A 25601-nucleotide genomic window follows, 5' to 3' on the forward strand; every position below is an offset into this window, starting at 1 on the left:
TTTTAAATTAATTCCGTCGCTTACGTTCCGTGGGGTCATTCCGAGGGTGGAACGTAGCCTTCCGCCTGGGCGTATTCTTCGCCGGCGAAAAACTTGTCCATCTCGCCCTGGAGGAATTTGCGGTCCTCGGCGTTCATCATGTTCAGGCGCTTTTCGTTGATCAGCATGGTCTGGTGCTTCTGCCAGTCGGCCCAGGCTTTCTGCGAGATGTGTTCGAAGATGTCCTGGCCCTTGGCGCCGGGGTAGGGCGGGCGCTCCAGGCCTGGCAGTTCTTCTTTGTACTTGCGGCACATCACGGTGCGGGTCATCGGGCATCTCCTGCAATCAGTTCGTCGGCCGCGCGTTTGAGCAGCTTTTTCACCGGGGCGGCGAGGCCCAGGCGCGGCGGGGTGGCGAGGTTATACCAGAGCCAGTCGGCCTCGGCCACGTGCTGGCCGACCGGGTCGACGCGCACCAGCCAGGGTTCGATCGCCAGCTGGAAGTGGCTGAAGGTATGGGTCAGGCCGTCCATGGCGCGGCTGTCAGCCAGGCGCAGGCCGTGCTGGTAGGCCAGGTCGTCGAGCTGGGCAATGTCGTCCAGTTCCGGCAGGCTCCACAAACCACCCCACAGGCCGCTGGACGGGCGACGGTAAAGCAGGATGGCGCCTTCGTTGTTGGCCAGCAGCGGCATCAGCGTGCGGCGTTGCGGCAGTGCCTTGCGCGGCTTGGGCTCGGGGTAGCGGGTTTCTTCACCGTGCAGGTGCGCTTCGCAGCCGCGCTGCAGCGGGCAGATCAGGCAGCTGGGCTTGCTGCGGGTGCACAGCGTGGCACCCATGTCCATCATCGCCTGGGTGTAGTGGTTGGCGCGCTGCTGTGGGGTAAAGCGTTCGGCCGTGGCCCACAGCTGGTTGGCCACCTTGGGCTCGCCGGGGTAGCCGGCCTGGGCGGTGTAGCGGGCGAGCACGCGCTTGACGTTGCCGTCGAGGATCGGTGCGCGGATGCCCATGCTGATACTGGCGATGGCGCCGGCGGTGGAGCGGCCGATGCCGGGCAGCTCGGTGAGCTGCTCGACACTGCGCGGGAATTCGCCGCCATGCTGTGCGACCACGATCTTGGCGGCCTTTTGCAGGTTGCGTGCCCGGGTGTAATAACCCAGGCCTGTCCACAGGTGCAGCACTTCGTCCTCCGGCGCTTCGGCAAGGGCCTGCACGGTCGGCAGGGCCTGCATGAAGCGGTCGAAGTAGTTGAGTACGGTGCTGACCTGGGTCTGCTGCAACATGATTTCCGACACCCACACCCGGTACGGGTTGATGCCCTGTTGCCAGGGCAGGTCGTGCCGGCCGTGTTCGTCATACCAATCCAGCACAGCGCTGGAGAACTGCTCGGGGCTCATCGCTTGAACAGCCCCTTGAGCGCATCTTTCAGTTCGGGATTCACTTTGTCTCCGAGTTTCTCATCGATCTTTTCTTGCAGGCGGTTGCCTGCAAGCTTGGCGGCTACCTTGCCCAGGCCGTCACGGTCCATGCGGCATGCCTTGGCGCCCAGCTCGAGCGGCCCGCGGCAGCGCAACGGAATCTCGACACCGGCAAAGCGCTCATTGACCTGGCAGGCCGGGTCCGGCATGGCGCGCTGGTCGCCCTCGACGATCACGCCGACGTTGTAGTCCATGCCCAGTACACGCAGGTCGAGGTCACCATGGCCGTTGACGGTCAGGCCCGGGATACGCGCCTTGAGGTCCGGGTTGCTGGCAACGCCATTGCGTACCACCAGGCTGCCTCGCAGTTCCTGGAAGGGGGTGTCCTTGCCACGTGGCTCGCCACTGAGGGGCTTGCGGTTCAGTGTGGCGATGGCCTGGCACAGTTGCTGTTCCAGGTTGGCATTGACCAGCACGCCATCATTGATGACAAAGTTGGCGTTGCCGTTGAGGGTGTCGACCAGGGCCTTCTGGCTGTTGCCGGTGGCGGTCAGGTCGCTGGTCAGGGTCAGCAGGCCTTTGACCGGTGGCGTCTGCTCTTTGCCCTCGGTCTTGATGAAGTGTTCCACCGGCACCCGTTGGATGCTGGTGTTGACGCCCAGTTGCGGCACGGCAGGGCGTACATCGACCGTGCCCTTGGCCTCGAAGGTGCCGTTGTACAGTTCACCGCGCAGGGTTTGCAGGGTCAGCAGGCCGCCCTGGCCGATCGCCTTGAGCTGGGCGTCTTCGATCGGCAGTTTGTCCAGGGTCAGCGAACCGAAGGCCAGGTCGGCTTGCAGGTCGAGGACGCGCAGGCGGTCGACCGGCAGCAGCTTGTCGTCGCTCCAGGCGACCTGGGTCGGGGCGTTGGGGAGTGGCGTGGTGCCAGGGCCGGCGACCGCGGTGGCTTCCTGTTGCTTGACCTCGGCCTGACGCGCGGCGGTGGCGCCCTTGGCCTCTTCACTCTTGGCCGGCAGGTAGCGGTCGGCGTTGAAGGTGTCACCCTTGAGCTGCAGGCGCAGGGCCTGTTTGGCGAAGTCTTCGACGGCCACGCGGCCAGTGAAGGTGCTGTCGTCCAGCTTCACCGCCAGGTCTTCCAGGGCCAGGCTGTTCGGCGTGCCCTGCAGGCGGGTGACCAGTTCCAGCTTGGCGAAGGCCGCCGGGTCGTTGGTGGCCGGCAGCGGGCGGCCGATGCTGTCGAGGAAGGTGCGCAGGTCGAACTGGGCGATGGACAGGCCGCCGCTCAGCTGCGGTGCCTTGTCCAGGTCTCGCAGGTTCAGCTCGCCCAGGGCGCGCAGCTGGTTGGCCGAGACTTTCAGGCCGTTCCACGAGGCGACATTGGCGGCCAGGTCGACCAGCAATTGGCCTTGGGCGGCGAAGGTCACGGTCTTGCCGCCGGTGGGCTCACCCGAGGTTTCGCCCGACAGGCGCATGTCTTCGAAGTTGTAGCGCTTGAGCTTGCGGTCGAAGCGCAGCTCGCCGGCCAGTTCGGTGCGGGCCTTGATGTTCGGCTGGCTGGCGCTGAGGAAGGCGCTGGCCTTGAGTGGAATGTTCGCCCCTTCGTGGACCGGGCCGGTGCTCAGCTGGATGCTTTCGGCGCTGTAGCTCTGGCCGGTCTTGGCATCGGTGTATTGCACGCGGGCGTTGTTCACGGTCAGGCTGTCGATGTCCAGCTTGACGGCGCGTTCATTGCTGGCGACTGGTGCCGACGCCTGTTCGGCCGGTGCCTGGGCTGGAGCACTGGCCTGCCCATCGGCACTGGCGCCGTTCTGCGTGGGCAGCGGCTTGCCGATGTCTTCCCAGTTGCCATGGCCCTGTTCGTCACGGGCCAGGGTCAGGTTCAGGCCCTCGACGCGCACGTCGCTCATCTGCACTTCGCGGCGCAGCAGTGGCAGCACACGTACAGAAAGCCCGAGCATCTGCAGGTCGGCGAAGGGCTCCTTGGGTTTGTTCAAGGTGGCGATGCTCGCATCGTGCAACTCCAGGCCCAGCCACGGGAACAGACTCCAGCCAATGTCACCGTTGAGGGTCAGCTCGACGTGAGCCTTGTCACGTGCCAGCTGGCGAATCTCGTCTTTGTAGTCGTTGGGATCGAAGAGGTGGGTCAGGGCGAAGCCCAGCGCCACGATGATCAGCAGCAACCCGAGAAGCCCAAGTCCCAGGATTTTGCCGAACGCTTTCATGGGCGAGTCCTTGTAGTCCGTTTTTTAAATTCAAGCGCCAGAGTATAGCGCCGCAGTGGTTACCCCTGCGTATTCGACTAGAGATACGGGGCATTTCCTACGCGTACAGCAGATGGTACGGCTTTCGACAGCCATGATTTTGTCAGTTCCGAATGTGTGGCCTGTACTGGCCCTATCGCCGGTATAGGCAACATGACCGTTTCAGCCGAGCAAAAATTAACGATATCAGATTGCTTTCACGCTATTTGATACTGCTACCCTTGCGCCGCTTTGCCTGCACCCTCCCTATAAGAAGGATCTGATCCATGAGCAGTACCGTCGCGGCGGGGACCTTGGCCAGTGCGCCAGGCTTCCTGTCGAAGGAGCGCATCATCGCCCGTCCGGGCTTCAACCGCTGGCTGGTCCCACCGGCCGCCCTTGCCATCCACCTGTGCATCGGCATGGCCTATGGCTTCTCGGTGTTCTGGCTGCCGCTGTCGCAAGCCCTAGGCATCACCGCCCCGGTCGCCTGCGCGGCGGACATGGGCTTCATGGCCCGTATGTTCAGCGCCGAATGCGATTGGCCGATTTCCATGCTGAGCTGGATCTACACCCTGTTCTTCGTCTTCCTCGGTTGCTCGGCGGCCGTGCTGGGTGGTTGGCTGGAACACGCCGGCCCGCGCAAGGCCGGCCTGGTGTCGGCGCTGTGCTGGTGCGGTGGCATGCTGATTTCGGCGATTGGCGTGAAAACCCATCAGCTGTGGCTGATGTGGCTGGGTTCCGGCGTAATCGGGGGTATCGGCCTGGGCCTGGGCTACATCTCGCCGGTGTCGACCTTGATCAAGTGGTTCCCGGACAAGCGCGGCATGGCCACCGGCATGGCGATCATGGGCTTCGGTGGCGGGGCCATGGTCGGTGCACCACTGGCCACCGCGCTGATGGGCCATTTCGGCAATGCGCAGGAAGTGGGCGTGTGGCAGAGCTTCGTCGTCATGGCGGCGATCTACTTCGTGTTCATGACCGCCGGTGCCCTGGCGTATCGCGTACCGCCAACCGGCTGGAAGCCCGAAGGCTGGAGCGCCCCAGTGAAGAAAGCTGGCAACACCATGGTCACCGACCGCCACGTGCACGTCAGCGTGGCCTGGAAGACCCCGCAGTTCGCGCTGATCTGGCTGGTGCTGTGCCTGAACGTGTCAGCGGGTATCGGCATCCTCGGCATGGCTTCGCCGTTGCTGCAGGAAGTGTTCGCCGGCAAGCTGCTGGGCAACGGGCTGAGCTTCAGCGAGCTGAACAGCGCCCAGCTGGCGCAGATTGCCGCGATCGCCGCCGGCTTCACCGGCCTGCTGAGCCTGTTCAACATCGGCGGCCGGTTCTTCTGGGCGTCGTTCTCGGACTACATTGGCCGCAAGAACACCTATTTCGCCTTCTTTGCCCTGGGCGTGGGCTTGTACAGCCTGGTGCCGAACATGGGGCACCTGGGTAACGTGGCGCTGTTCGTGGCGGCGTTCTGCATCATCCTGTCGATGTACGGTGGTGGTTTTGCCACGGTACCGGCCTACCTGGCCGACCTGTTCGGCACGCAGATGGTCGGCGCCATTCATGGCCGCCTGCTGACCGCCTGGGCGGCGGCGGGGGTGCTGGGGCCGGTGCTTATCACCTACCTGCGCGAGTACCAGTTGGCGGCCGGGGTGGAGCGTGCGGCTGCTTATGACATGACCCTGTACATCCTCGCCGGCCTGCTGGTGCTGGGCTTTGTCTGCAACATGCTGGTGCGACCGGTGGCCGACAAGCATTTCATGAGCGATGCCGAACTGGCTGCCGAGCGGGCGTTGAGCCATGACAAGGGCGCCGACGGGGCGCGCTCGCTGGAGTGGAAGGCGGCGCCGGGTAGCCTGCCGCTGGTGCTGCTGGCCTGGGCAGTGGTGGTCGTGCCGTTGGCCTGGGGCGTTTGGATTACCCTGCAGAAGACGGCTGTGCTGTTCCATTGATCAGTGGTAAAACCGGCTGACTTTGCTGGCTGTACTAGCCCTATCGCCGGCAAGCCAGCTCCCACAGGTATGCTACAGGCCTGGAAGATTGTGAGGCCCCTGTGGGAGCTGGCTTGCCGGCGATGGGCTGCAAAGCAGCCCCAAGCCATGCGGTTGTATAGACCTGTAACGGTATCCAGCCTGCGTAATTCCGCGTTTTGCCATATGTCATCCGCGTTTCAAGCCGGCGCGTTCTAGGCCTATAATGAAGCCCTTTTCGCCTAATGATTTTGCGGAGCTGGTGATGGTCGAACGTAAGGCTTCCGTCGAGCGCAATACCCTGGAAACCCAGGTCAAGTGCTCGATCAACCTCGATGGCAGTGGCAAGGCCCGATTCGATATCGGTGTGCCTTTCCTTGAACACATGCTGGACCAGATTGCCCGCCATGGGCTGATCGATCTGGATATCGAGTGCAAGGGTGACACGCATATCGACGATCACCATACCGTCGAAGACGTCGGCATCACCCTGGGCATGGCATTTGCCCAGGCCATCGGTGACAAGAAGGGCATCTTCCGCTACGGCCACGCCTATGTGCCGCTGGACGAAGCGCTGTCGCGCGTGGTTATCGACTTCTCCGGTCGCCCGGGCCTGCAGATGCATGTGCCGTACACCCGCGCCAGCGTCGGTGGCTTCGATGTCGACCTGTTCCAGGAGTTCTTCCAGGGCTTCGTCAACCACGCCCTGGTCACCCTGCACATCGACAACCTGCGTGGCCACAACACCCACCACCAGATCGAGACCGTGTTCAAGGCTTTCGGCCGCGCCCTGCGCATGGCCATTACCCTCGACGAGCGCATGGCCGGGCAGATGCCTTCCACCAAAGGGTGCCTGTAAATGCAGACGGTAGCCGTAATCGACTATGGCATGGGCAACCTGCACTCGGTGGCCAAGGCGCTCGAGCATGTAGGTGCCGGCAAGGTACTGGTCACCAGTGATGCCACGGTCATCCGCGAAGCCGACCGCGTGGTATTCCCGGGCGTGGGCGCGATTCGCGACTGCATGGCAGAAATCCGCCGCCTGGGCTTCGACAGCCTGGTGCGTGAAGTCAGCCAGGACCGCCCGTTCCTCGGCATCTGCGTGGGTATGCAGGCACTGCTCGACCACAGCGAAGAAAACGACGGTGTCGACTGTATCGGCCTGTTCCCCGGCCAGGTTCGCTTCTTCGGCAAAGACCTGCAGGAAGACGGCGAGCACCTGAAGGTGCCGCACATGGGCTGGAACGAAGTCGGCCAGACCAACGACCACCCGCTGTGGCACGACATCCCCGACCGTGCGCGGTTCTACTTCGTGCACAGCTATTACATCAATGCCGGCAAGCCGGCCCAGGTGGTCGGCCGCGGCCATTACGGTGTCGATTTCGCCGCTGCACTGGCCGATGGCTCGCGCTTTGCCGTGCAGTTCCACCCGGAGAAGAGCCATACCCATGGCCTGCAGCTGCTGCAGAACTTCGTCGCCTGGGACGGGCGCTGGTAAATGAGCAGGTCGAAGACCAAGGCCCCGGTCATCACCCTGGCCCCCGAGCAGGAGCGCGAAGCGCTGCACACGCTCAAGCGCTTCCTCGAAGATCGTTTCGAGCTGGAGCTGGGGTCGTTCGAAGTGGCCGAAGTCCTCGAACTGTTCAGCAAAGAAATTGCACCCCTTTACTACAACAGGGCGATTGCCGATGTTCAGCTGCACCTCAAGGAGCGGTTCGAGAGCATCGAAAGCGATCTGTGGGCGCTCGAGAAGCCCTGAAACCCCAAGAACAGACAGGTTCCCAAGATGCTGATTATCCCCGCTATCGATCTGAAGGACGGTGCCTGCGTGCGCCTGCGCCAGGGCCGCATGGAAGACTCCACGGTATTTTCCGACGACCCGGTGAGCATGGCCGCCAAGTGGGTCGAGGGTGGCTGCCGCCGCCTGCACCTGGTCGACCTCAACGGCGCCTTCGAAGGCCAGCCGGTCAACGGTGAAGTGGTCACCGCCATTGCCAAGCGCTACCCGACCCTGCCGATCCAGATCGGCGGTGGCATCCGCTCGCTGGAAACCATCGAGCACTACGTCAAGGCTGGCGTCAGCTACGTGATCATCGGCACCAAGGCGGTCAAGCAGCCAGAGTTCGTTGCCGAAGCGTGCAAGGCCTTCCCGGGCAAGGTCATCGTTGGCCTGGACGCCAAGGACGGCTTTGTCGCCACCGACGGCTGGGCTGAAGTGAGCTCGGTTCAGGTCATCGACCTGGCCAAGCGTTTCGAGGCCGATGGCGTCTCGGCGATCGTCTACACCGACATCGCCAAGGACGGCATGATGCAAGGCTGCAACGTGCCGTTCACCAAGGCGCTGGCAGAAGCCACTTCGATCCCGGTGATCGCCTCGGGCGGCATCCACAATCTGGGCGACATCAAGGCCCTGCTGGACGCCAAGGCCCCGGGCATCATCGGCGCCATCACCGGCCGTGCCATCTACGAAGGCACCCTCGATGTCGCCGAGGCCCAGGCCTTCTGCGACAACTACCAAGGCTGAGGACTGAACCATGGCACTGGCCAAGCGCATCATCCCTTGCCTGGACGTGGACAACGGCCGGGTGGTCAAGGGCGTCAAGTTCGAGAACATCCGTGATGCTGGCGACCCGGTGGAAATCGCCCGTCGCTACGACGAGCAAGGTGCCGACGAAATCACCTTCCTCGACATCACTGCCAGCGTCGACGGCCGCGACACTACCCTGCATACCGTCGAGCGCATGGCCAGCCAGGTGTTCATCCCGCTGACCGTGGGCGGTGGCGTGCGCACCGTGCAGGACATCCGCAACCTGCTCAATGCCGGTGCCGACAAGGTCTCGATCAACACGGCCGCGGTGTTCAACCCAGAGTTTGTCGGCGAGGCCGCGGACCGTTTCGGTTCGCAGTGCATCGTCGTCGCCATTGATGCCAAGAAGGTGTCCGGGCCAGGCGAAGAACCACGCTGGGAAATCTTCACCCACGGCGGGCGCAAGCCGACCGGGCTGGATGCCGTTGAATGGGCGAAGAAGATGGAAGGCCTGGGTGCTGGCGAGATCCTGCTGACCAGCATGGATCAGGACGGCATGAAGAACGGCTTCGACCTGGGTGTTACCCGTGCGATCAGTGATGCGCTGGGTATTCCGGTGATTGCTTCGGGCGGTGTGGGTAACCTGCAGCACTTGGCTGACGGCATTCTGGAAGGGCATGCCAGTGCGGTGCTGGCTGCCAGTATCTTCCACTTCGGTGAGTACACGGTGCCGGAAGCCAAGGCCTACATGGCTTCGCGCGGGATCGTCGTTCGCTGACCCATTGTTGGGAGGGCTTTGCCCTCCTTTCGCGACACAAGGCCGCCCCTACAGGGATATGCGTTCCCCTGTAGGAGCGGCCTTGTGTCGCGAAAGGGCCGCAAAGCGGCCCCAATGGCATCAGCCGTGGTTCTTGCCGAGCAATGCGTGATAAAGCTCGGTATCCCCAAGTATCCCCACCACCTTGTCGTTATCCTGCAACACCAGCTTGTTGCCGGTCTGATAACGAATCTGCAGCGCCTCGCGCATGCCGATATCGGCATTTACCAACGTTGGGCGGCGGCCCAGCAGCTCCACATCCTGCCCTGGTGCCCAGTTCTGCAGGTCAAGCCCGTTCTGCCCCTGGCGTGCGCGCTTGATCGAGCCACCTTCGCCAAGGTCCAGCCACGAGTCGATGCCCGGGTCCAGGCACACCGAACCGTTCACCCGCTTGCAGTTGTCCAGGCTGCGCATCAGGCTGCGCCCGCACAGCACGTTCAGTGGGTTGGTATGGGCGACAAAGGTACGCACATACTCGTCGGCCGGGTTGAGCACGATCTCTTCCGGCTTGCTGTACTGGATGATCCGCCCGTCCTTCATGATGGCGATGCGGCTACCCAGTTTCAGCGCCTCGTCCAGGTCGTGGCTGACGAACACGATGGTCTTGCTCAGCTTGGCCTGCAGGCCCAGCAACTCGTCTTGCAGGCCCTGGCGGATCAGCGGGTCCAGTGCCGAGAACGGTTCGTCCATCAGCAGGATGTCGGCATCCATCGCCAGCGCCCGGGCCAGGCCCACGCGCTGCTGCATGCCGCCAGACAGTTCGTCCGGCTTCTTGTTGCGCCACTGGGTCAGGCCCACCAGTTCGAGCTTCTCGTCTACCAGCTTGCGTCGTTCCTTCTCGGGGCGGCCCTGCATTTCCAGGCCAAAGCTGATGTTCTCGCGCACCGTCAGCCAGGGCATCAGGGCGAATTTCTGGAACACCATGGCAATGCGCTTGGTGCGCATCATCTTCAGTTCGGCCGGGGTGCAGTGGGCAATATCGATGTGCTTGCCTTCGTGCTCGACGAACAGCTTGCCGCGGCTGACGGTGTTGAGGCCGTTGATGCAGCGCAGCAAACTCGACTTGCCCGAGCCGGACAGGCCCATCAGCACGCAGATCTCGCCCTTCTGGATATCCAGGTTGGCCTTCTCGACACCCACCACCAGGCCGGTCTGCTTGAGAATCTGCTCGCGGGTCTGGCCTTGGTCGAGCAGTGCCAGCGCTTCGCGCGGCTTGTTGGAGAAGATGACGTCGACGTCTTCGAAACGAATGATGCTCATGCTTCACCCCTTACCGGCAGGTCCGGTTGCTTGCAGATACGGTCGAGCATGATCGCCAGCAGCACGATTGCCAGGCCCGCTTCGAAGCCCAGGGAAATATCGGCGGTGTTCAGTGCGTTGACCACAGGTTTGCCCAGGCCGTCAGCGCCGACCAGGGCGGCGATCACCACCATCGATAGCGACAGCATGATGCACTGGGTAACGCCGGCGGCGATGCTTGGCATCGCGTGCGGCAGTTCGATACGGGTGAGCAGCTGGCGCCGTGAGCAGCCAAAGGCCTTGCCGGCATCCATCAGCTCCTGCGGGACGTCGCAGATGCCCAGATAGGTGAGACGGATCGGGGCGGCGATGGCAAACACCACTGTCGAGATCAGCCCCGGCACCACACCCAGGCCGAACAGGGTCAGGGTGGGGATCAGGTAGACGAAGGTAGGTACCGTCTGCATCAGGTCGAGTACCGGGCGCATGGCGGTATAGAACATCGGTTTGTGCGCGGCGACGATGCCCAGTGGCACGCCGATGGCCACGCAAACCACCGTGGCGAAGGTGACCTGCGCCAGGGTTTCCATGGTTTCCTGCCAGTAACCCAGGTTGAGGATCAGCAGGAACGACAGGGCGACGAATGCGGTCAGCGCCCACTTGCGCTGGATGAAATGCGCCAGGGCGGCGAACAGAGCGATGAGCACGAACGGATTGAAGAAAGTCAGGGCACTGGTTACGCCATGGATCATGAACTCCAGGCCTTGCGCGATGGCGTCGAAGTAATTCGCGCCGTTCTGGGTCAGCCACTCGACGAACGACGCGATGTACTGGCCCAGGGGTATTTTCTGATCGATAAGCATGATAGCGAGCTTCCACCTGCATAGATTGAACTCAACCCGGGGCAGGCACGGTCCTGCCCCGAGGTAGCGCTATTGCGTATTTCGTTATTGCGTCAGCTTGGCCTTGGCCGCCTCAAGGCCGGGTTTGCCATCCACGGTGGTTACGCCGGCCAGCCAGGCATCCAGTTTGCCAGGGTTGTCCTTGAGCCACTTCTTGGCAGCCGCCTCGGGTTTCATCTTGTCGTCCAGGACATAGCCCATCATGGTGCTTTCATCCTTGAGCTCGAACGACAGGTTCTTCAACAGCTGGCCAACGTTGCTGCATTCCTGCACATAGCCCTTGCGGGTGTTGGTCAATACGGTCGCCTTGCCGAAGTCGGGGCCGAAGAATTCGTCTCCGCCGGTCAGGTACTGCATCTTGAAGCGGGTGTTCATCGGGTGCGGTTCCCAGCCGAGGAACACGATGGCCTCGCCGCGTTTCTGCGCGCGGTCGACCTGCGACAGCATGCCGGCCTCGCTGGACTGAACGATCTTGAATCCGGCGTCCTTCAGGCCGAAGGCGTTCTTGTCGATCATGCTCTGGATGGTGCGGTTGCCATCGTTGCCGGGCTCGATGCCGTAGATCTTGCCGTCCAGTTCCTGCTTGAACTTGGGAATGTCGCTGAAATCCTTCAGGCCCTTGTCATAAAGCGCCTGGGGCACGGCCAGGGTGTACTTGGCGTTTTCCAGGTTGGCGCGCACGGTTTCCACGGTGCCGGCGTCGCGATACTGCTTGATGTCGTTCTCCATGGTCGGCATCCAGTTGCCGAGAAACACGTCCAGGTCCTTGCCGGTGGCCAGCGACTTGTAGGTCACCGGTACCGAGATCATGGTGGTGTGGGTCTTGTAACCCAGTGCTTCGAGCACAACGCTGGTGGTCGCGGTGGTGACCGTGATGTCGGTCCAGCCGACATCCGAGAACCGTACCGTCTTGCATTGCTCGGGTTCGGCGGCCTGGGCCAGCAAAGGCGCGGACAGCAACGCAACCAGCAACAGCGAGGGTGAACCTTTCATGGATGGACTCCTGTGATTTTGTCTTCGGGTTCGCGTGGGTCGCCGGGCTTTCTCAGGGTCCGGTCGACCAGGCCTGCAGAGGGCAGGATGCGTGGCCGTGCTTTACGAGTCGCTTTCGATAATCCTCCAGCGCCGTGCAATCGCCTACTGGTGGGGTCGTAACCAGTACGGAACGGGTCGTATCCAGTATGGGCGATGTCGTTTATGGATTTTTCCACCCCCTCAGCCGCATTTTTACGTCACCAGGCCGCCGTAAAGCGGCGTGGCAAGGGCAGCTCCCCGGTTGAAAACAGCGCGGCGCTGCTGGACAAAAGTACGTCGGTTGCAGACGGCGAGGGGGTTGGTAAAAGCCCGATGATGCGTGCATTCAAGGCGGCCCGCTGCTTCAGCCTAGCAGTTACCCCGCCCTGCGCATGGCGCGCAGAGACAAGCCCAGCAAGAGGTGATTCGACAATGGCCATCAGCGTGTTCGACCTGTTCAAGATCGGTGTCGGGCCCTCCAGCTCCCACACCGTAGGCCCCATGCGTGCTGGCGCCCTGTTCGTCCAGGGCCTGCGCGAACGCGGCGAGCTGGAACGTGTGAAGCGGATCGAAGTGCGCCTGTATGGCTCGCTGTCGGCCACAGGTGTGGGGCACGGCACCGACAATGCCACCATCATGGGCTTGATGGGTGAATGGCCTGACGCCATCGACCCGACCCAGATCGCGCCGCGTATAGCCGACCTGCGCGAAACCAACACCCTGCAGCTGGACAGCCGCCTGCCCATCGAATTCGTCTGGGCCCGCGACATGCTGTTGCTGGACGAGAATTTGCCGTACCACCCCAACGCCATGACCCTGGTTGCCGAAGGCGAACAGGGCGAGCTGCACCGCGACACCTACTACTCGGTGGGTGGCGGCTTCGTGGTTGATGCCGCCCAGGCCGCCAGCGGCGTGCTGGATGCTGACCAGACGGTGCTGCCGTACGATTTCAATAGCGCTGCCGAACTGCTGCGCCTGTGCAAGCAAAACGACCTCAGCGTGTCGCAATTGATGATGGCCAACGAGAAGGTCTGGCGCAGCGAGGAAGAGATCCGCGCCGGCCTGCACAAGCTCTGGGAAGCCATGCAGGAATGCGTCAACAACGGCCTCAAGTACGAAGGCACGCTGCCCGGCGGATTGAACGTGCGCCGCCGCGCCGCCAAGCTGCACCGCAGCCTGCAGGAAATCGGCAAACCCAACGTGATCGGCTCGACCATGAGCGCCATGGAGTGGGTCAACCTGTTCGCCTTGGCGGTCAATGAAGAAAACGCTGCCGGGGGGCGTATGGTTACCGCACCGACCAACGGTGCGGCGGGCATCATCCCGGCGGTGTTGCACTACTACATGCGCTTCAGCGATGCGGTGGACGAGTCCAGCGTGGTCGACTTCTTCCTCGGTGCTGCCGCGGTGGGCATCCTGTGCAAGAAGAACGCCTCGATCTCTGGTGCCGAAGTGGGTTGCCAGGGGGAAGTCGGCTCGGCTTGCGCCATGGCAGCGGCGGGTCTTGCCGAAGTGCTGGGCGCGACCCCGCCACAGGTGGAGAACGCTGCCGAGATCGCCCTGGAGCACAACCTGGGCCTGACCTGCGACCCGGTTGGCGGATTGGTGCAGGTGCCGTGCATCGAGCGCAACGCTATTGCTGCGGTCAAGGCCATCAACGCAGTGCAGATGGCCTTGCGTGGTGACGGCGAGCACTTCATTTCCCTCGACCAGGTGATCCGCACCATGCGCGATACCGGGGCCGACATGCACGACAAGTATAAAGAGACTTCGCGCGGTGGTTTGGCGGTCAGCGCGATCGAGTGCTGATAGCTTGACCGGAACTCAAGGGCCTCTTCGCGGGTGAAACCGTGAAGAGGCCCTTGAGTTTGACGCAGGTGCAGCACAGCCCCCCAATGCATCCTTATGGTGCAGCGCGACGCATACCAATCGTCGGGTGTCGTAATCAGTGCGGGCATTGTCGGTGACACTCAAGAGTGTCGTTTCTGGGCATCCTACACTGCGCGTGTCACCAAATTGCTCAGCCATTCCACGCACACCGCCTAGCACGCCCGTTCTACGATGATTGACCAACTCGATCAAAGCACCTGATTTGCCTAACAAAGGCGTCGTTTTCAGGTTTTTTTGGATGGCCGTTCAACTTCAGGCACGGCGTTTGCGTAGAGATTGGTACCAAGGCCCCCACACATGAAACCGGGGCCATACATAACAAGAAATCAGTGCTCGCCTGAGGCACCCCCTGCATTTGTGTGAGGAGAAATCGCGATGACGTCGTACACCTCCGGGAACCCAACCCAGAACCGCACAGCCCCCCAGTCCATCGGGTTTCTCCTATTGGACAATTTCACCCTGATTTCCCTGGCGTCGGCCGTCGAGCCGCTGCGCATGGCCAACCAGCTGTCCGGCCGCGAGCTGTACCGCTGGCACACCCTAACCGCCGATGGTGGACAGGTGTGGGCCAGCGATGGCTTGCAGATAACCCCTGACGCCGCGATGCACAGTGCGCCTCCCATCGATACCGTGATTGTTTGCGGCGGCGTGGGCATCCAGCGCAGTGTCACCCGCGAGCATGTCACCTGGTTGCAAACCCAGGCCCGCCAGTCGCGCCGCCTGGGCGCGGTATGCACCGGCAGCTGGGCCTTGGCCTGTGCCGGGCTGCTGGATGGTTTCGATTGCAGTGTGCACTGGGAGTGCCTGGCCGCGATGCAAGAGGCTTTCCCGCGCGTCAACATGAGCACCCGCCTGTTCACCCTCGACCGTAACCGCTTCACCAGCTCCGGCGGTACTGCGCCGCTGGACATGATGCTGCACCTGATCAGCCGCGACCACGGCCGTGAACTGTCGGCGGCGATCTCCGAAATGTTCGTCTACGAGCGCATCCGCAACGAGCAGGATCACCAGCGCGTGCCGCTCAAGCACATGCTTGGCACCAACCAGCCAAAGCTGCAGGAAATCGTTGCGCTGATGGAGGCCAACCTCGAAGAGCCGATCGACCTGGACGAACTGGCGGTATACGTGTCGGTATCGCGCCGGCAGCTCGAGCGCCTGTTCCAGAAGTACCTGCACTGTTCGCCGTCGCGTTACTACCTGAAGCTGCGCCTGATCCGCGCCCGGCAGCTGCTGAAGCAGACGCCGATGTCGATCATCGAAGTGGCGTCGGTGTGCGGCTTCGTGTCTACCCCGCACTTCTCCAAATGCTACCGCGAGTATTTCGGCATTCCGCCGCGTGACGAGCGCGTGGGCTCCAACACCGCGCAGCAGGTGGCGATGATGCCGATCCCGCAGGCCATGACCCTGTCGCCGCACAGCGGGCCGATGGCGGCCCTGAGCCAGGCGCGCAATGAGTCGACCTTTGCCAGTGTAAGGCTCTGAAACGGAGCCGGCCTCTTCGCGGGCTTGCCCGCTCCCACAGGAGGTGCACAGTATTTGAACTCTGTGCAATCCCTGTGGGAGCGGGCAAGCCCGCGAAGAGGCCGGTGCAGGAAAACTCTGTCAGCCGCGCTTGTTGAACTGCGCCAACGCCGGCAACAGCTGTTTGTCGATAGCCTGGCGCACCGCCGGCAGGATCGTCGCACTACCGGTATACATCTGCTCCACCATCCCCTTCAGCGCCCGTGCATTGGGCTCGGTCAGCCCACGCACCACCGCTTCGCACGCCTGCTCGGCAGTAGCGCCGGCCGGAATCTCGAACCCGCGCGCGCGCAGGTGGCCTGCCAGATCGTCCTGGTCAATCAAATCCGCATGCATCATGGCTGTTGTCCCTTTTATCGCTAAGAGAGTGCTGCTGTGATTTACGACCGATTCTGTGACGCCGGCGACATGCCCGCAACAACAGAATGGCGCCATGGCTGCTTTGGCTAAGAACAGGTCGTTTACGGCTAAATCCAGTGTTCGGTAAGTGCGCAAACTCAAGCCATCTGCCGCAACGGAGGGTTTGGTCACCCTCGTTCGTGTACAGTGGATGTTGCTCGCTCTTGGCCCCGGATGCTCACGGCTTTCCGGGGTTATTTTTTGCCTGAATACATGACCTGTGGGAGCGGGCGTGCCCGCGAATGCGATGGTGGATTTACCGCCGCATTCGCGGGCACGCCCGCTCCCACAGGTTATATGTTGCTGCTCAGTTTGGTGTAGGCAGGGCTATCACACGGCCGACGAACTCAGCCGGGGGCACATCCTGCTGCTCATCCACCAACCCTTGCAGCAACCCGACACTACGCTCACTGAACGGCGCCGACCTCGGCCCCGCCAGGTCCACATGCAGCAGCATCTGCTCACTGGCCGCCAGCGCTTCGGCGAACCCTGCCCGGTGCAGGCTGTGGTACGCATGCAGGCGCTTGCGATCAAAGCCGATGATCTGCGTCTGCACCCATACCTCGGTGCCCAGCTTCACTTCGTGCAGGTAGTTGATGTGCGCCTCCAGGGTGAACAGCGAGTTATCGCTCTGGCCGCGGCTGTCGGCATCCAGGCCGATGCGCTCCATCAGCGCGTCGGTGGCGTAGCTGAAGATCAGCAGGTAGTAGGCATCGCGCAGGTGCCCGTTGTAGTCGACCCAGTCCTCCTGGACCGGGGTGCGGTAGGTGATCAGTGCGGGCATCGCGGTCTCCTCAGTCGCCGAAAGCCATACCGTGCTTGGCCTTGCTGGTCTTCACCGCTTCCAGCACTGCCAACAGGGTGTCATCACGATAGCGCTCCAGCGCGGCGATGCTGCGATCCGCCAGTTGCTCGGAGGTCCCTTCGACCACATCGTCGATCAACTTGTCGGTGAGTTCCGGCGCCGGCAGGTAGGTCCAGGGCAGTTTCAACGCCGGGCCGAACTGGGCCATGAAGTGACGCATGCCCGCATCACCACCGGCCAGGGTGTAGGTGAGGAACGTGCCCATGAACGACCAGCGCAGGCCGGCGCCGAAGCGGATGGCATCGTCGATCTCGCCGGTGCTGGCCACGCCGTCGTTGACCAAGTGCAGTGCTTCGCGCCACAGCGCTTCGAGCAGGCGGTCGGCGATGAACCCGGGCACTTCCTTGCGTACGTGTAGCGGGCGCATGCCCAGGGCGGTGTAGATGGTCCGGGCCGCTTCGATGGCCTCGGGAGCGGTGCGGTTGCCGCCGACGATTTCCACCAGCGGCAGCAGGTACACCGGGTTGAACGGGTGGCCGACCACGCAGCGCTCGGGGTGGGTGGCCGACTCGTAGAACTCGCTGGGCAGCAGGCCCGAGGTGCTGGAACCGATGATCGTGTCGGGTTTGGCGGCGGCGCTGATCTTTGCGTGCAGGTCGAGCTTCAGGTCCAGGCGTTCAGGGGCGCTTTCCTGGATGAAATCGGCGTCGCGGACGCATTCCTCGATGGTGGCGACGAACTTCAGGCGGTCTTGTGATGCGCCTGGTGCCAGGCCTTGCTTTTCCAGTGCCGGCCAGGCGTTGGCGATGCGCTTGCGCAAGGCCTGCTCGGCGCCTGGCGCCGGGTCCCAGGCGACCACGTCCAGGCCGTGGGCCAGGGCGCGCGCGACCCAGCCGCTGCCGATCACGCCACTACCCAGCGCGGCGAAGGTCTTGATCTCGGTGATGAAGGTCATGTTGGGCTCCTGAAAGTGTCAGCGGCGTTTGAGGTTCATCTTTTCCCGGCCTTCGGCCGGGGTCAGCACACGGGCGCCAAGGCGCGAAATGATTTCCACCGCGCGCTCGACCAACTGGCCGTTGCTGGCCAGCACGCCACGGTCCAGGTAAAGGTTGTCCTCCAGGCCCACCCGCACGTTGCCGCCCAGCAGCACCGCCTGTGCGGCCATCGGCATCTGCATGCGACCGATACCGAACCCGGCCCAGGTGACGTTTGGCGGCAAGTTGTCGGCCATCGCCTTCATGGTGGTGGTATCGGCCGGAGCGCCCCACGGGATACCCAGGCACAGCTGGAACAGCGGGTCTTCGAGCAGGCCTTCCTTCATCATCTGCTTGGCAAACCACAGGTGGCCGGTGTCGAAGATTTCCAGCTCGGCTTTTACCCCCAGCTCGGTAATGCGCTTGGCGCCGGCGCGTAGTTGTGCCGGGGTGGAGACGTAGATCGAGTTGCCGTCGCCGAAGTTGAGGGTGCCGCAGTCGAGGGTGCAGATTTCCGGCAGCAGCGCTTCGACATGGGCCAGACGCTCCAGTGGGCCGATCAGGTCGGTACCCGCGCCGAACTCCAGTGGTGTTTCACCCGGGCCGATTTCCAGGTCGCCACCCATGCCCGCGGTAAGGTTGACGATGATGTCCACGTCGGCTTCGCGGATGCGCTCCATGACTTCTCGATACAGCGCCACGTCACGGCTGAAGCGGCCGGTTTGCGGGTCGCGCACGTGGCAGTGGACCACGGTGGCGCCGGCTTTGGCGGCCTCTACGGCAGACTCGGCGATCTGCTTGGGGGTGACTGGAACAAGGTGGCTTTTCGAGGCGGTGTCGCCGGCGCCGGTGAGGGCGCAGGTGATGATGACGTCGTGGTTCATGTCGGGGTTCCTTGAGAGAGCTGTGGTGGCCTTTTCGCGGGCATGCCCGCTCCCACAGGGTCTGCGCAGACCTTGTTCTATGCGCTGTACCTGTAGGAGCAGCCTTGTGCTGCGAAGGGGGGGTGTCAGTTGGCAGTGAGCTTGAGGTTGTCAGCAGCCGGCTTGCCATCGAAGGTGGTCACACCCTCCAGCCAGCGGGCCTTGTCCTCGGGGTGGTCCTTGAGCCACTGGCGGGCCGACTCCAGCGCATCCTTGTGGTCGAGCAGCGGCTGCATCATGCGGCTCTCGTCCTCGGCACTGAAATTCAGGTTGGCCAGCAGGCGGTGGGCGTTGGGGCAGCGTTCGGCGTAGTCCGGCGCGGTCACCGTCCACACTGTCGCGCGGCCTTCGTCAGGGCCCAGGGCGTCCTGGCTGTCGCCCAGGTAGACCATGTCGATATTCACGTTCATCGGGTGCGGTGCCCAGCCGAAGAACACCACAGCCTCGTTGCGCCGCACCGCGCGGTCGACGGCGGCGAGCATGCCGGCCTCGCTGGACTCGACCAGCTGGAACTTGCCCAGGCCGAACTGGTTCTTGGCGATCATCGCCTTGATCTGGGTATTGGCGCCGGAGCCTGGTTCGATGCCGTAGATTTTCCCACCCAGTTCCTTCTCGAATTTGTGGATGTCGGCGAAGGTCTTCAGGCCCTTGTCGGCCAGGTACTTGGGCACCGCCAGGGTGGCGCGGGCGTCTTCCAGGCTCGGCTTGTCGAGCACCTTGACCTGTTTGGCGTCGACGAACGGTGTGATGGTCTGGGTCATGATAGGGTTCCAGTAACCCAGGAACATGTCCAGGCGCTTGTCGCGGATGCCGGCGAAGATGATCTGCTGTGAAGCGCTGGTCTGCTTGGTCTGGTAGCCAAGGCCATCGAGCAGCACCTGCGCCATGGCGCTGGTGGCGATGACGTCGGTCCAGTTGACCACGCCCAGACGGACGTTCTTGCAAGCCGCGGGCTCGGCGGCGAATAGTGGGGAAGTGGCGATGCTGCTCAGGGCAAGGGTCAACAGGCTGCGGCGGATCAAGCTGTGCATGGTGGCTCTCCATCGGCAGTGCATATTGTTATTGGGGTTCGACCTCTCTGGGTCGTATGAAGAAGCTACGCTGCTGTCAGGGTGGAAAATCGCACCCTGGCGACCAACATTTGCACGGAGGCGACCACCTTTGCCGTGGAGCATGCAATGCCGCAAATCATTCACTTCCTGTTGTTGCCCGGGTTCTCGGCCATGGGTTTCATCAGTGCCCTGGAACCACTGCGGGTGGCCAACCGCTTCAAGGGCCCGTTGTATCGCTGGCAGGTGTTGAGCCTGGACGGCGGGGCGGTGCTGGCCAGCAATGGCATGTCGGTGAACGCCGATGCAGCGCTGGCGGCGGGCGAGCCTGGTGGCATCCTGCTGATCGTCGCCGGTTTCGAGCCATTGGCCTGTTATGGGCCGGCGCTGCAGCAGGCGCTACGCCGCCTGGACCATGAGGGGGTGGTTCTGGGTGGCATCGATACCGGCGCGGTGGTGCTGGCCGAGGCCGGCCTGCTCGACGGCCACCGCGCCACCGTGCACTGGGAGGCGCTGGAGGCGTTCAAGGAGCGCTATCCACGCTTGCAGGTGACCCAGGAGCTGTTCGAGATCGATCGGCGTCGCATCACCTGCGCAGGCGGTACCGCGTCAATCGACCTGATGCTTGACCTGATCGGCCAGGCCCATGGCAGCGAGCTGGCGGTGCAGGTGTCCGAGCAGTTCGTGCTCGGGCGTATTCGCCAGCGCCAGGACCACCAGCGCATGCAGATCGCCAGCCGTTACTGCATCAGCAACAAGAAGCTCGTAAAGGTGATCGGCGAGATGGAGCGAAATATCGAGCAGCCGCTCAACACCCAGGTGCTGGCCGATGCAGTGCAGGTGACTCGGCGGCAACTGGAGCGCCTGTTCCGCTTGCATCTGGACGACACGCCCAGTGGCTTCTATCTGCGATTGCGACTGGACAAGGCTCGGCAGCTATTGCGCCAGACCGACATGAGTGTGCTGGAGGTGGCGGTGGCGTGCGGGTTCGAGTCGGCGTCGTATTTCACACGCAGCTACCGGGCACGGTTCGAGCGGTGTCCGCGGGAGGATCGGTTGGCCCGGGTGGTGTGACTGGTCCTCGTGAGCCATTGAGGTTCAACTCTCGCCTCCTTGGAAAACTTGTTTGGTTAGACGAGGTGGGAGCCCCGATCAGTTATTTGACCGCCTTTACAACTGATCGGGGGGGCACATATTAGGGTTGAGCAAATCCTGGTTTGCCGTTTGCAGCACGCCAAGCCTTCACCTCGGCCACAATTTGCTCAGGGCTATCTTTCCCTTCCTCTGGGTAAAAAAGAAGATCTGATCCAGCAGGGTGCTCTGACAGTTGCTCAAATTTCTCCACAGCGCTACGGTGCGCTTCGTCGCTAGGGTAGTCAACTATGTATATTTTTTTTACAAACTCCAAAAAATCTGTTTCTTTAATATCGCTAATAGAATCATTCATTTTTAATTGCCTTGGTGAATTTGGATATGGAGGTCGGGAGTCGTAAGGAAAATGTTCTCTGCGTTGTACACTTCTCCGCCCCGAGAAATCAATGTTTTATGATGCAGTTCCACCACAACTCGTTTCCCGACACGAGCATTTTTGGGAACGTACGGAGCGAGCCCTTTTCTCATCCTAGAAATGTTCACCCGACTGAATTGTTTTGAAAGCATTTCGTCATTGCCAATTGCTTTCCAGATCGCTTCCCTCATGGACCGCCAATTTGGGAAGTTTCTCCCCCGCAGCAAGTCAGCAACCTGCATTGGAATGGGGGCTCCTTCACCTGTCGAAGCGCCTCTAGACCACGATTCGTCAACTTGAGGGCCGTACCCACTTGCCGTACCAGGATCTTCTCGCCGATCCCTGAACATTGTGTAGATTGGCGGCAGCCCCGAGTCTGCAGGAAAAACAACGATGTAGTCATCAAGGTTGGCGTCAGCAATACCTGGGTAGCTGTCAATCCTGATTTCAACCGGTAGCAATTCAGCTCCGGGATAAATCTTCGGAGGTTTTTGCTCAGAGGGCAGGCTGGTAGAGGAGTCTCCTGGTTTGTCGATAGGAGTCCAGGTGAGGGTCCGCGGCGGTGAGTCTGCGGTGGTCGCGGTATAGATGTTGCGTTGTGCGTCGAATGAAGCGGTAAGTACACGTACCTCAAATGGAACGGGGCCGCCGTTAGCTTTGACTACGAAAATTTCCGAGGCGCCCTCGGCCGTGGTCCGGGAGCTGAAACGGTAGGGCATCTCAGCTGTGCTGCTTATGCCTTCATTGGTTGCCAATGCTATGCTTACTTGGGGAGCTAGATCTGACAGCGGCGTTTGCAGGCTGTAGCGATCAGGGAGCTCACCATTACCGAGCCGAGGCGAGTAGAGCAAAGCCGAAACACCGACGATGAAACCCGAGCCTACAGCGACCGCATAACCTTCTAGTGCTCCAATCGCAGTTCCTAATACTGTGCGAAGTGAGAACAGGGGGGTATTACTCGACACTGTGCCTGCAGCCGTAAGCACGACCGAGCTGATTTGTGCAATGGAACCAGATGTAGAGTATGTATTTGCTGCTCGGACTGTGGCAGTTTCGGCGGCGATACGCTCGGCTTCGGCCTTCGCGGCAGCCTCGGCGGCGATACGCTCGGCTTCGGCCTTCGCGGCAGCCTCGGCGGCGATACGCTCGGCTTCGGCCTTCGCGGCAGCCTCGGCGGCGATACGCTCGGCTTCGGCCTTCGCGGCAGCCTCAGCGGCGATACGCTCTGCTTCGGCATTTGCGGCAGCTCTGGCTGCCATACGCGCGGCTTCTCGGGCTTGGACGCGGGCCCGTACTTGCTCTGTAGTGCTGCCCTGCAATTGTTGCGATAGATGATAAATCTGGAGTGCAATAAAGTCCCTAGGGAAGGTCTGAAGTAGCCCTGTATTTCCGGTCGACTTCAGCCCTCGCTGCTTTTGAAAGCGGGCCGTCGATCAAATTCGACCAGGTAACCCGCTCAGTTCTCCGTTTTTGGCCGCCGCGAGCACCTCGCAGCAGCCATTTTCCGCATTACAGGTGCACCTTTCCTGCGGTAGTCAGCAAATGTCGGCGCGCCATCCATAGGTTCGACAGCGCGAACAGCGTCACCAGCTGAGCGGTGTTCTTGGCCAGGCCACGGAAGCGCACCTTCACGTAACCGAACTGGCGCTTGATCACTCGAAACGGGTGCTCGACCTTCGCTCGCACTTGTGCCTTGGCCTTCTCGATCTTGCGCTTGGCTTTGTACAGGGCGCTGCGTTTATCGAGCTTCTTGTAGGTGCTGCGGCGTGCTGCGACCTGCCAGATCACTTCGCGGCCAGCATGTTCGGGGCGCTTTTCGACGCCGGTGTAGCCGGCATCGGCGCAGACGACGTTCTCGTCACCGTGCAGCAGTTTTTCGACCTGGGTGATATCCGCCACGTTGGCTGCCGTGCCTACCACGCTGTGTACCAGCCCCGACTCATCATCCACGCCGATGTGCGCCTTCATGCCAAAGTAATACTGGTTCCCTTTCTTGCTCTGGTGCATTTCCGGGTCGCGCTTGCCGTCCTGGTTCTTGGTCGAGCTGGGCGCGTGGATCAGTGTGGCATCGACGATAGTGCCCTGGCGCAGCGACAGGCCGCGATCCCCCAGGTAGCCATTGATTACGCCGAGGATGCCGGCTGCCAGCTCATGTTTCTCCAGCAAGCGACGGAACTTGAGGATGGTGGTTTCGTCGGGAATACGCTCGAGGCTCAGCCCGGCGAACTGACGCAGGATGGTCGTCTCGTAGAGCGCTTCTTCCATGGCCGGGTCGCTGTAGCCGAACCAGTTCTGCATCAGATGGATACGTAACATGGCCATCAGCGGATAGGCTGGACGACCACCTTCACCCTTTGGGTAGTGTGGCTCGATCAGGGCAATCAATCCCTTCCACGGCACCACCTGATCCATCTCGATCAGGAACAATTCCTTACGGGTCTGCTTGCGCTTGCCGGCGTACTCGGCGTCGGCGAAGGTCATCTGCTTCATGGAAAAACTCGGCTGGCGGGATCGGCGTATTTCACCAGATTCAGGAAGTCTTTTTCAGACCTTCCCTAGTCTTAGAGTGGGCGTAGCTCTGTGTGGCTCTCTGAACGAAAAGGTCTGGGTTGTCGCTTATTTTTCCATATTTTTGCTCGTAACTGGAGATGACGGATGCAGAAGACCTCCATGTAGGATTGAAACCTAATAGTTGTCTGGCATTAGTGTCGAGAAGCGGTATCTCATCTAGTTTTTGTAGAATTAGGTCCTCCATTGCATATTTTCGCGCATTGATGTCATTTGCGTAGAGAGTGGCTGCCAGTTCCTCAACTTCTTCAGTTACTGATTGAATAATGTTGCCTAATTCAAATTTGCTGGTGTTCTCACTTCTGATTGCATCCAGCAGTTGCTCTGGTTTCGGGAGTGCCGTTGGAGAAGGAGTGGCAGGTGGTATATCAGAGATGAATGGGCCAGGCGCGGCATATGGCCAGTGAGGTAACCCAAAGGGATAAAGTGTGGGGAGTATTACTGGGATTCTATTTGTAGGATAGACATACTGGTCAGGTAGAACTAAAGGGCCCTGCATGTGACGCTCCAATTGAAAAGCAGCAGTTAGCTGCGGAGCTTGGAATCTTCGGCATTTGGCAGGGTTTAATGGAGAGAGATATAGTTCCCGGCTATCTGGTGTTTCTTGACTTAGCTTGGATTTCACGGCGCATCTAATGACCGTATTATTAGCTGTGTTGGGCTAGGGCGGCAGCCAATACTGAGATCGAGAGCTGAATTTCGCTTTTTAAGTCATCTCATGATGGTTGTTTTGATTTTTTACAATGTAAGTGAGGAGCGGTGCGTGATGACTGCTGCCCCATGGACTGCAGGTATTCCGAGCGGTCATTGCTGCGTTACGTAAAGCAAGTATCCCAGACCGCCTGAAGCGCCTTGTTGCCAGGCTTGTCGGCATAGGGCTCGACCTCTCGGTCAGCATCCCGCAGCTGCGCCAAGAGCTTTTCGGCTGCGTCCATGCGCCGACCAAGGCAGTGTCCTTGTCGCTTTGATCGGCATACTGGTCGAGAATGTGCTGGATTAGGTCGCGCAGCGCACCGCAATTATCGGGGCGGCGATGAAGGGGCTTTCATCGTCTCAGATATGGATCAGGAGTATCCGCTGTCTGAGGGGCTGAGCATGGCGCAATCGGTAGGAGGTATCGAGCGAATCGGCCAAGTTACCTACCGAACAGAAGCCAAACTGGGAAAAAGTAACTGAAATCTTTCGCGCGGCCCATGGAGGCTCTGTGCCGTGCGTTCTGGCGACCAATATTTGCACGGTGGCGACCACCCTCAGCCTTGGAGCGTGCAATGCCGCCTGGTTAGAACTGATCGAGGTCAGAAAGCGCCTGGAGGCGGTTTTCGACCTGTACTCGCCGCGCCTCGAAAGCCCGGGCGTCGAGTTTCGCGCCCATGTGGTCCAGTTGCAGGGCAAGGCGCGTACGTGGGGCATCCGGGTCGGTCGAACAGCACAGGTTGAAGACGATCGCCAGCGGGCTTCCGCTATCATCCAGGTCAAATTCGATGCGCAGGTGCGAGCTGGCCGAGGTGCTGCGCAGCAGGGCGAGGTCTGGCTGTTTCAAGCCATTAAGTATGTCGTTGGCAACCCGCTCGAACTTGAGGTTGCGACGCTGGGGCGCTGGAATCCAGCCGTTGAAGACGTCTTGAAACACAGCATCCGTGGGTACGCAGTTGATGCTTTTCGTTGTCCGCTCGATCAGTTCGACACCGCTGTTTTCCAGGCCCTGCAGAAAACGGTTGAACCAGCGCTGGCCATCCTGTTGGCGATCGTGAACCTGGTTGGCTTCCAGTTGCGCCAGGCGCAAGCAGGCATGAAGGTCTTCCCAGGGTTGGGTGGCAGGTTTGGTGGGCATGCTTCTGGCCCTCGCCGTAGGCGTAGGAAGGGGAA

General features: G+C 61.5%; 25 protein-coding genes. 9 read left to right on the top strand and 16 right to left on the bottom strand.

Features of this window, described 5'->3' with window-relative positions; genetic code table 11:
- Positions 1 to 35: 35 nt before the first annotated feature.
- The 3 genes from ACK56M_RS01720 to ACK56M_RS01730 are packed head-to-tail and all read right to left on the bottom strand — an operon-like array spanning position 36 to position 3615.
- Positions 36 to 308 (bottom strand): oxidative damage protection protein, encoded by a 273-nt coding sequence (locus tag ACK56M_RS01720; protein ID WP_003257478.1) that lies wholly within the window; start codon positions 306 to 308, stop codon positions 36 to 38.
- Entirely contained in the window at positions 305 to 1372 is a 1068-nt protein-coding gene (gene mutY / locus ACK56M_RS01725) for an A/G-specific adenine glycosylase (protein ID WP_015268633.1), read from the bottom strand. Before mutY ends, ACK56M_RS01720 begins: the two co-directional genes overlap by 4 nt.
- A complete protein-coding gene (locus tag ACK56M_RS01730; RefSeq protein WP_191472015.1) occupies positions 1369 to 3615 on the bottom strand; it encodes an AsmA family protein in 2247 nt (748 codons plus the stop codon). Before ACK56M_RS01730 ends, mutY begins: the two co-directional genes overlap by 4 nt.
- 305 nt (positions 3616 to 3920) lie before the next feature.
- Between ACK56M_RS01730 and ACK56M_RS01735 the strand changes: the two genes are divergently transcribed.
- The 6 genes from ACK56M_RS01735 (at position 3921) to hisF (ending at position 8905) form a co-directional block, all read left to right on the top strand.
- A complete protein-coding gene (locus ACK56M_RS01735) occupies positions 3921 to 5582 on the top strand; it encodes an OFA family MFS transporter (protein ID WP_015268635.1) in 1662 nt (553 codons plus the stop codon).
- A 283-nt stretch (positions 5583 to 5865) separates the two neighbouring features.
- A complete protein-coding gene (gene hisB, locus ACK56M_RS01740) occupies positions 5866 to 6459 on the top strand; it encodes an imidazoleglycerol-phosphate dehydratase HisB (RefSeq protein ID WP_003255736.1) in 594 nt (197 codons plus the stop codon).
- The gene (gene hisH, locus ACK56M_RS01745) at positions 6460 to 7098 is read left to right on the top strand and encodes an imidazole glycerol phosphate synthase subunit HisH (protein WP_013970493.1); all 639 of its coding nucleotides are present in this window, start codon (positions 6460 to 6462) and stop codon (positions 7096 to 7098) included.
- Positions 7099 to 7359 (top strand): DUF2164 domain-containing protein, encoded by a 261-nt coding sequence (locus ACK56M_RS01750; protein WP_003257483.1) that lies wholly within the window; start codon positions 7099 to 7101, stop codon positions 7357 to 7359.
- Between the two features lie 27 nt (positions 7360 to 7386).
- Positions 7387 to 8124 (top strand): 1-(5-phosphoribosyl)-5-[(5-phosphoribosylamino)methylideneamino]imidazole-4-carboxamide isomerase, encoded by a 738-nt coding sequence (gene hisA, locus ACK56M_RS01755; protein WP_003257484.1) that lies wholly within the window; start codon positions 7387 to 7389, stop codon positions 8122 to 8124.
- Positions 8125 to 8134: 10 nt separating this feature from the next.
- The gene (gene hisF / locus ACK56M_RS01760; RefSeq protein WP_013970495.1) at positions 8135 to 8905 is read left to right on the top strand and encodes an imidazole glycerol phosphate synthase subunit HisF; all 771 of its coding nucleotides are present in this window, start codon (positions 8135 to 8137) and stop codon (positions 8903 to 8905) included.
- 120 nt (positions 8906 to 9025) lie between these two features.
- Here the strand turns inward: hisF and choV are convergent, their stop codons facing one another.
- From choV to ACK56M_RS01775, 3 genes are all read right to left on the bottom strand, one after another.
- Positions 9026 to 10204 (bottom strand): choline ABC transporter ATP-binding protein, encoded by a 1179-nt coding sequence (gene choV, locus ACK56M_RS01765; RefSeq protein WP_003257485.1) that lies wholly within the window; start codon positions 10202 to 10204, stop codon positions 9026 to 9028.
- Positions 10201 to 11049 carry a choline ABC transporter permease subunit gene (choW, locus tag ACK56M_RS01770; RefSeq protein ID WP_169774667.1) on the bottom strand — a complete coding sequence of 283 codons (849 nt, stop codon included), beginning with the start codon at positions 11047 to 11049 and terminating at the stop codon, positions 10201 to 10203. The genes choV and choW overlap by 4 nt, the downstream gene beginning before the upstream one ends.
- Before the next feature lie 81 nt (positions 11050 to 11130).
- Positions 11131 to 12078: a choline ABC transporter substrate-binding protein gene (locus tag ACK56M_RS01775; protein WP_015268637.1), complete on the bottom strand. Its 948-nt coding sequence runs from the start codon at positions 12076 to 12078 to the stop codon at positions 11131 to 11133.
- Between the two features lie 453 nt (positions 12079 to 12531).
- On the opposite strand from ACK56M_RS01775, the gene ACK56M_RS01780 reads away from it, so the two are divergent.
- Together ACK56M_RS01780 and ACK56M_RS01785 are read left to right on the top strand one after the other, a co-directional pair.
- The gene (locus ACK56M_RS01780) at positions 12532 to 13908 is read left to right on the top strand and encodes an L-serine ammonia-lyase (RefSeq protein ID WP_015268638.1); all 1377 of its coding nucleotides are present in this window, start codon (positions 12532 to 12534) and stop codon (positions 13906 to 13908) included.
- 456 nt (positions 13909 to 14364) lie between these two features.
- Complete coding sequence (locus ACK56M_RS01785) at positions 14365 to 15471, top strand: GlxA family transcriptional regulator (RefSeq protein ID WP_015268639.1); 1107 nt, start codon at positions 14365 to 14367, stop codon at positions 15469 to 15471.
- Positions 15472 to 15591: 120 nt separating this feature from the next.
- Here ACK56M_RS01785 and ACK56M_RS01790 read toward each other — a convergent pair whose 3' ends face one another.
- The 5 genes from ACK56M_RS01790 to choX all read right to left on the bottom strand — a co-directional run bounded on the left by ACK56M_RS01790 (position 15592) and on the right by choX (position 19642).
- Complete coding sequence (locus tag ACK56M_RS01790; protein WP_003257487.1) at positions 15592 to 15849, bottom strand: hypothetical protein; 258 nt, start codon at positions 15847 to 15849, stop codon at positions 15592 to 15594.
- A gap of 367 nt (positions 15850 to 16216) precedes the next feature.
- A complete protein-coding gene (locus ACK56M_RS01795) occupies positions 16217 to 16693 on the bottom strand; it encodes a thioesterase family protein (RefSeq protein WP_411959230.1) in 477 nt (158 codons plus the stop codon).
- A gap of 10 nt (positions 16694 to 16703) precedes the next feature.
- Positions 16704 to 17669 carry an L-carnitine dehydrogenase gene (locus ACK56M_RS01800; protein WP_411959231.1) on the bottom strand — a complete coding sequence of 322 codons (966 nt, stop codon included), beginning with the start codon at positions 17667 to 17669 and terminating at the stop codon, positions 16704 to 16706.
- An 18-nt stretch (positions 17670 to 17687) separates the two neighbouring features.
- Complete coding sequence (locus ACK56M_RS01805; RefSeq protein ID WP_015268642.1) at positions 17688 to 18572, bottom strand: 3-keto-5-aminohexanoate cleavage protein; 885 nt, start codon at positions 18570 to 18572, stop codon at positions 17688 to 17690.
- Positions 18573 to 18697: 125 nt separating this feature from the next.
- Positions 18698 to 19642 carry a choline ABC transporter substrate-binding protein gene (gene choX / locus ACK56M_RS01810; RefSeq protein WP_015268643.1) on the bottom strand — a complete coding sequence of 315 codons (945 nt, stop codon included), beginning with the start codon at positions 19640 to 19642 and terminating at the stop codon, positions 18698 to 18700.
- Positions 19643 to 19789: 147 nt separating this feature from the next.
- Between choX and ACK56M_RS01815 the strand changes: the two genes are divergently transcribed.
- Entirely contained in the window at positions 19790 to 20734 is a 945-nt protein-coding gene (locus ACK56M_RS01815; RefSeq protein ID WP_015268644.1) for a GlxA family transcriptional regulator, read from the top strand.
- Between the two features lie 121 nt (positions 20735 to 20855).
- Here ACK56M_RS01815 and ACK56M_RS01820 read toward each other — a convergent pair whose 3' ends face one another.
- The 5 genes from ACK56M_RS01820 to ACK56M_RS01840 form a co-directional block, all read right to left on the bottom strand.
- A complete protein-coding gene (locus ACK56M_RS01820) occupies positions 20856 to 21107 on the bottom strand; it encodes a bacteriocin immunity protein (RefSeq protein WP_015268645.1) in 252 nt (83 codons plus the stop codon).
- Between the two features lie 2 nt (positions 21108 to 21109).
- On the bottom strand, positions 21110 to 22426 hold the full coding sequence (locus ACK56M_RS01825) for an S-type pyocin domain-containing protein (RefSeq protein WP_411959232.1): 1317 nt from the start codon (positions 22424 to 22426) through the stop codon (positions 21110 to 21112).
- Between the two features lie 250 nt (positions 22427 to 22676).
- A complete protein-coding gene (locus ACK56M_RS01830) occupies positions 22677 to 23657 on the bottom strand; it encodes an IS5-like element ISPpu18 family transposase (protein ID WP_058178368.1) in 981 nt (326 codons plus the stop codon).
- 40 nt (positions 23658 to 23697) lie between these two features.
- Positions 23698 to 24234: a hypothetical protein gene (locus tag ACK56M_RS01835; protein WP_411959233.1), complete on the bottom strand. Its 537-nt coding sequence runs from the start codon at positions 24232 to 24234 to the stop codon at positions 23698 to 23700.
- A 780-nt stretch (positions 24235 to 25014) separates the two neighbouring features.
- A complete protein-coding gene (locus ACK56M_RS01840; protein WP_015268648.1) occupies positions 25015 to 25566 on the bottom strand; it encodes a hypothetical protein in 552 nt (183 codons plus the stop codon).
- Between the last annotated feature and the right edge of the window lie 35 nt (positions 25567 to 25601).

This window comes from Pseudomonas sp. s4, from assembly GCF_046764235.1.
GTDB classification, from domain to species: domain Bacteria; phylum Pseudomonadota; class Gammaproteobacteria; order Pseudomonadales; family Pseudomonadaceae; genus Aquipseudomonas; species Aquipseudomonas asiatica.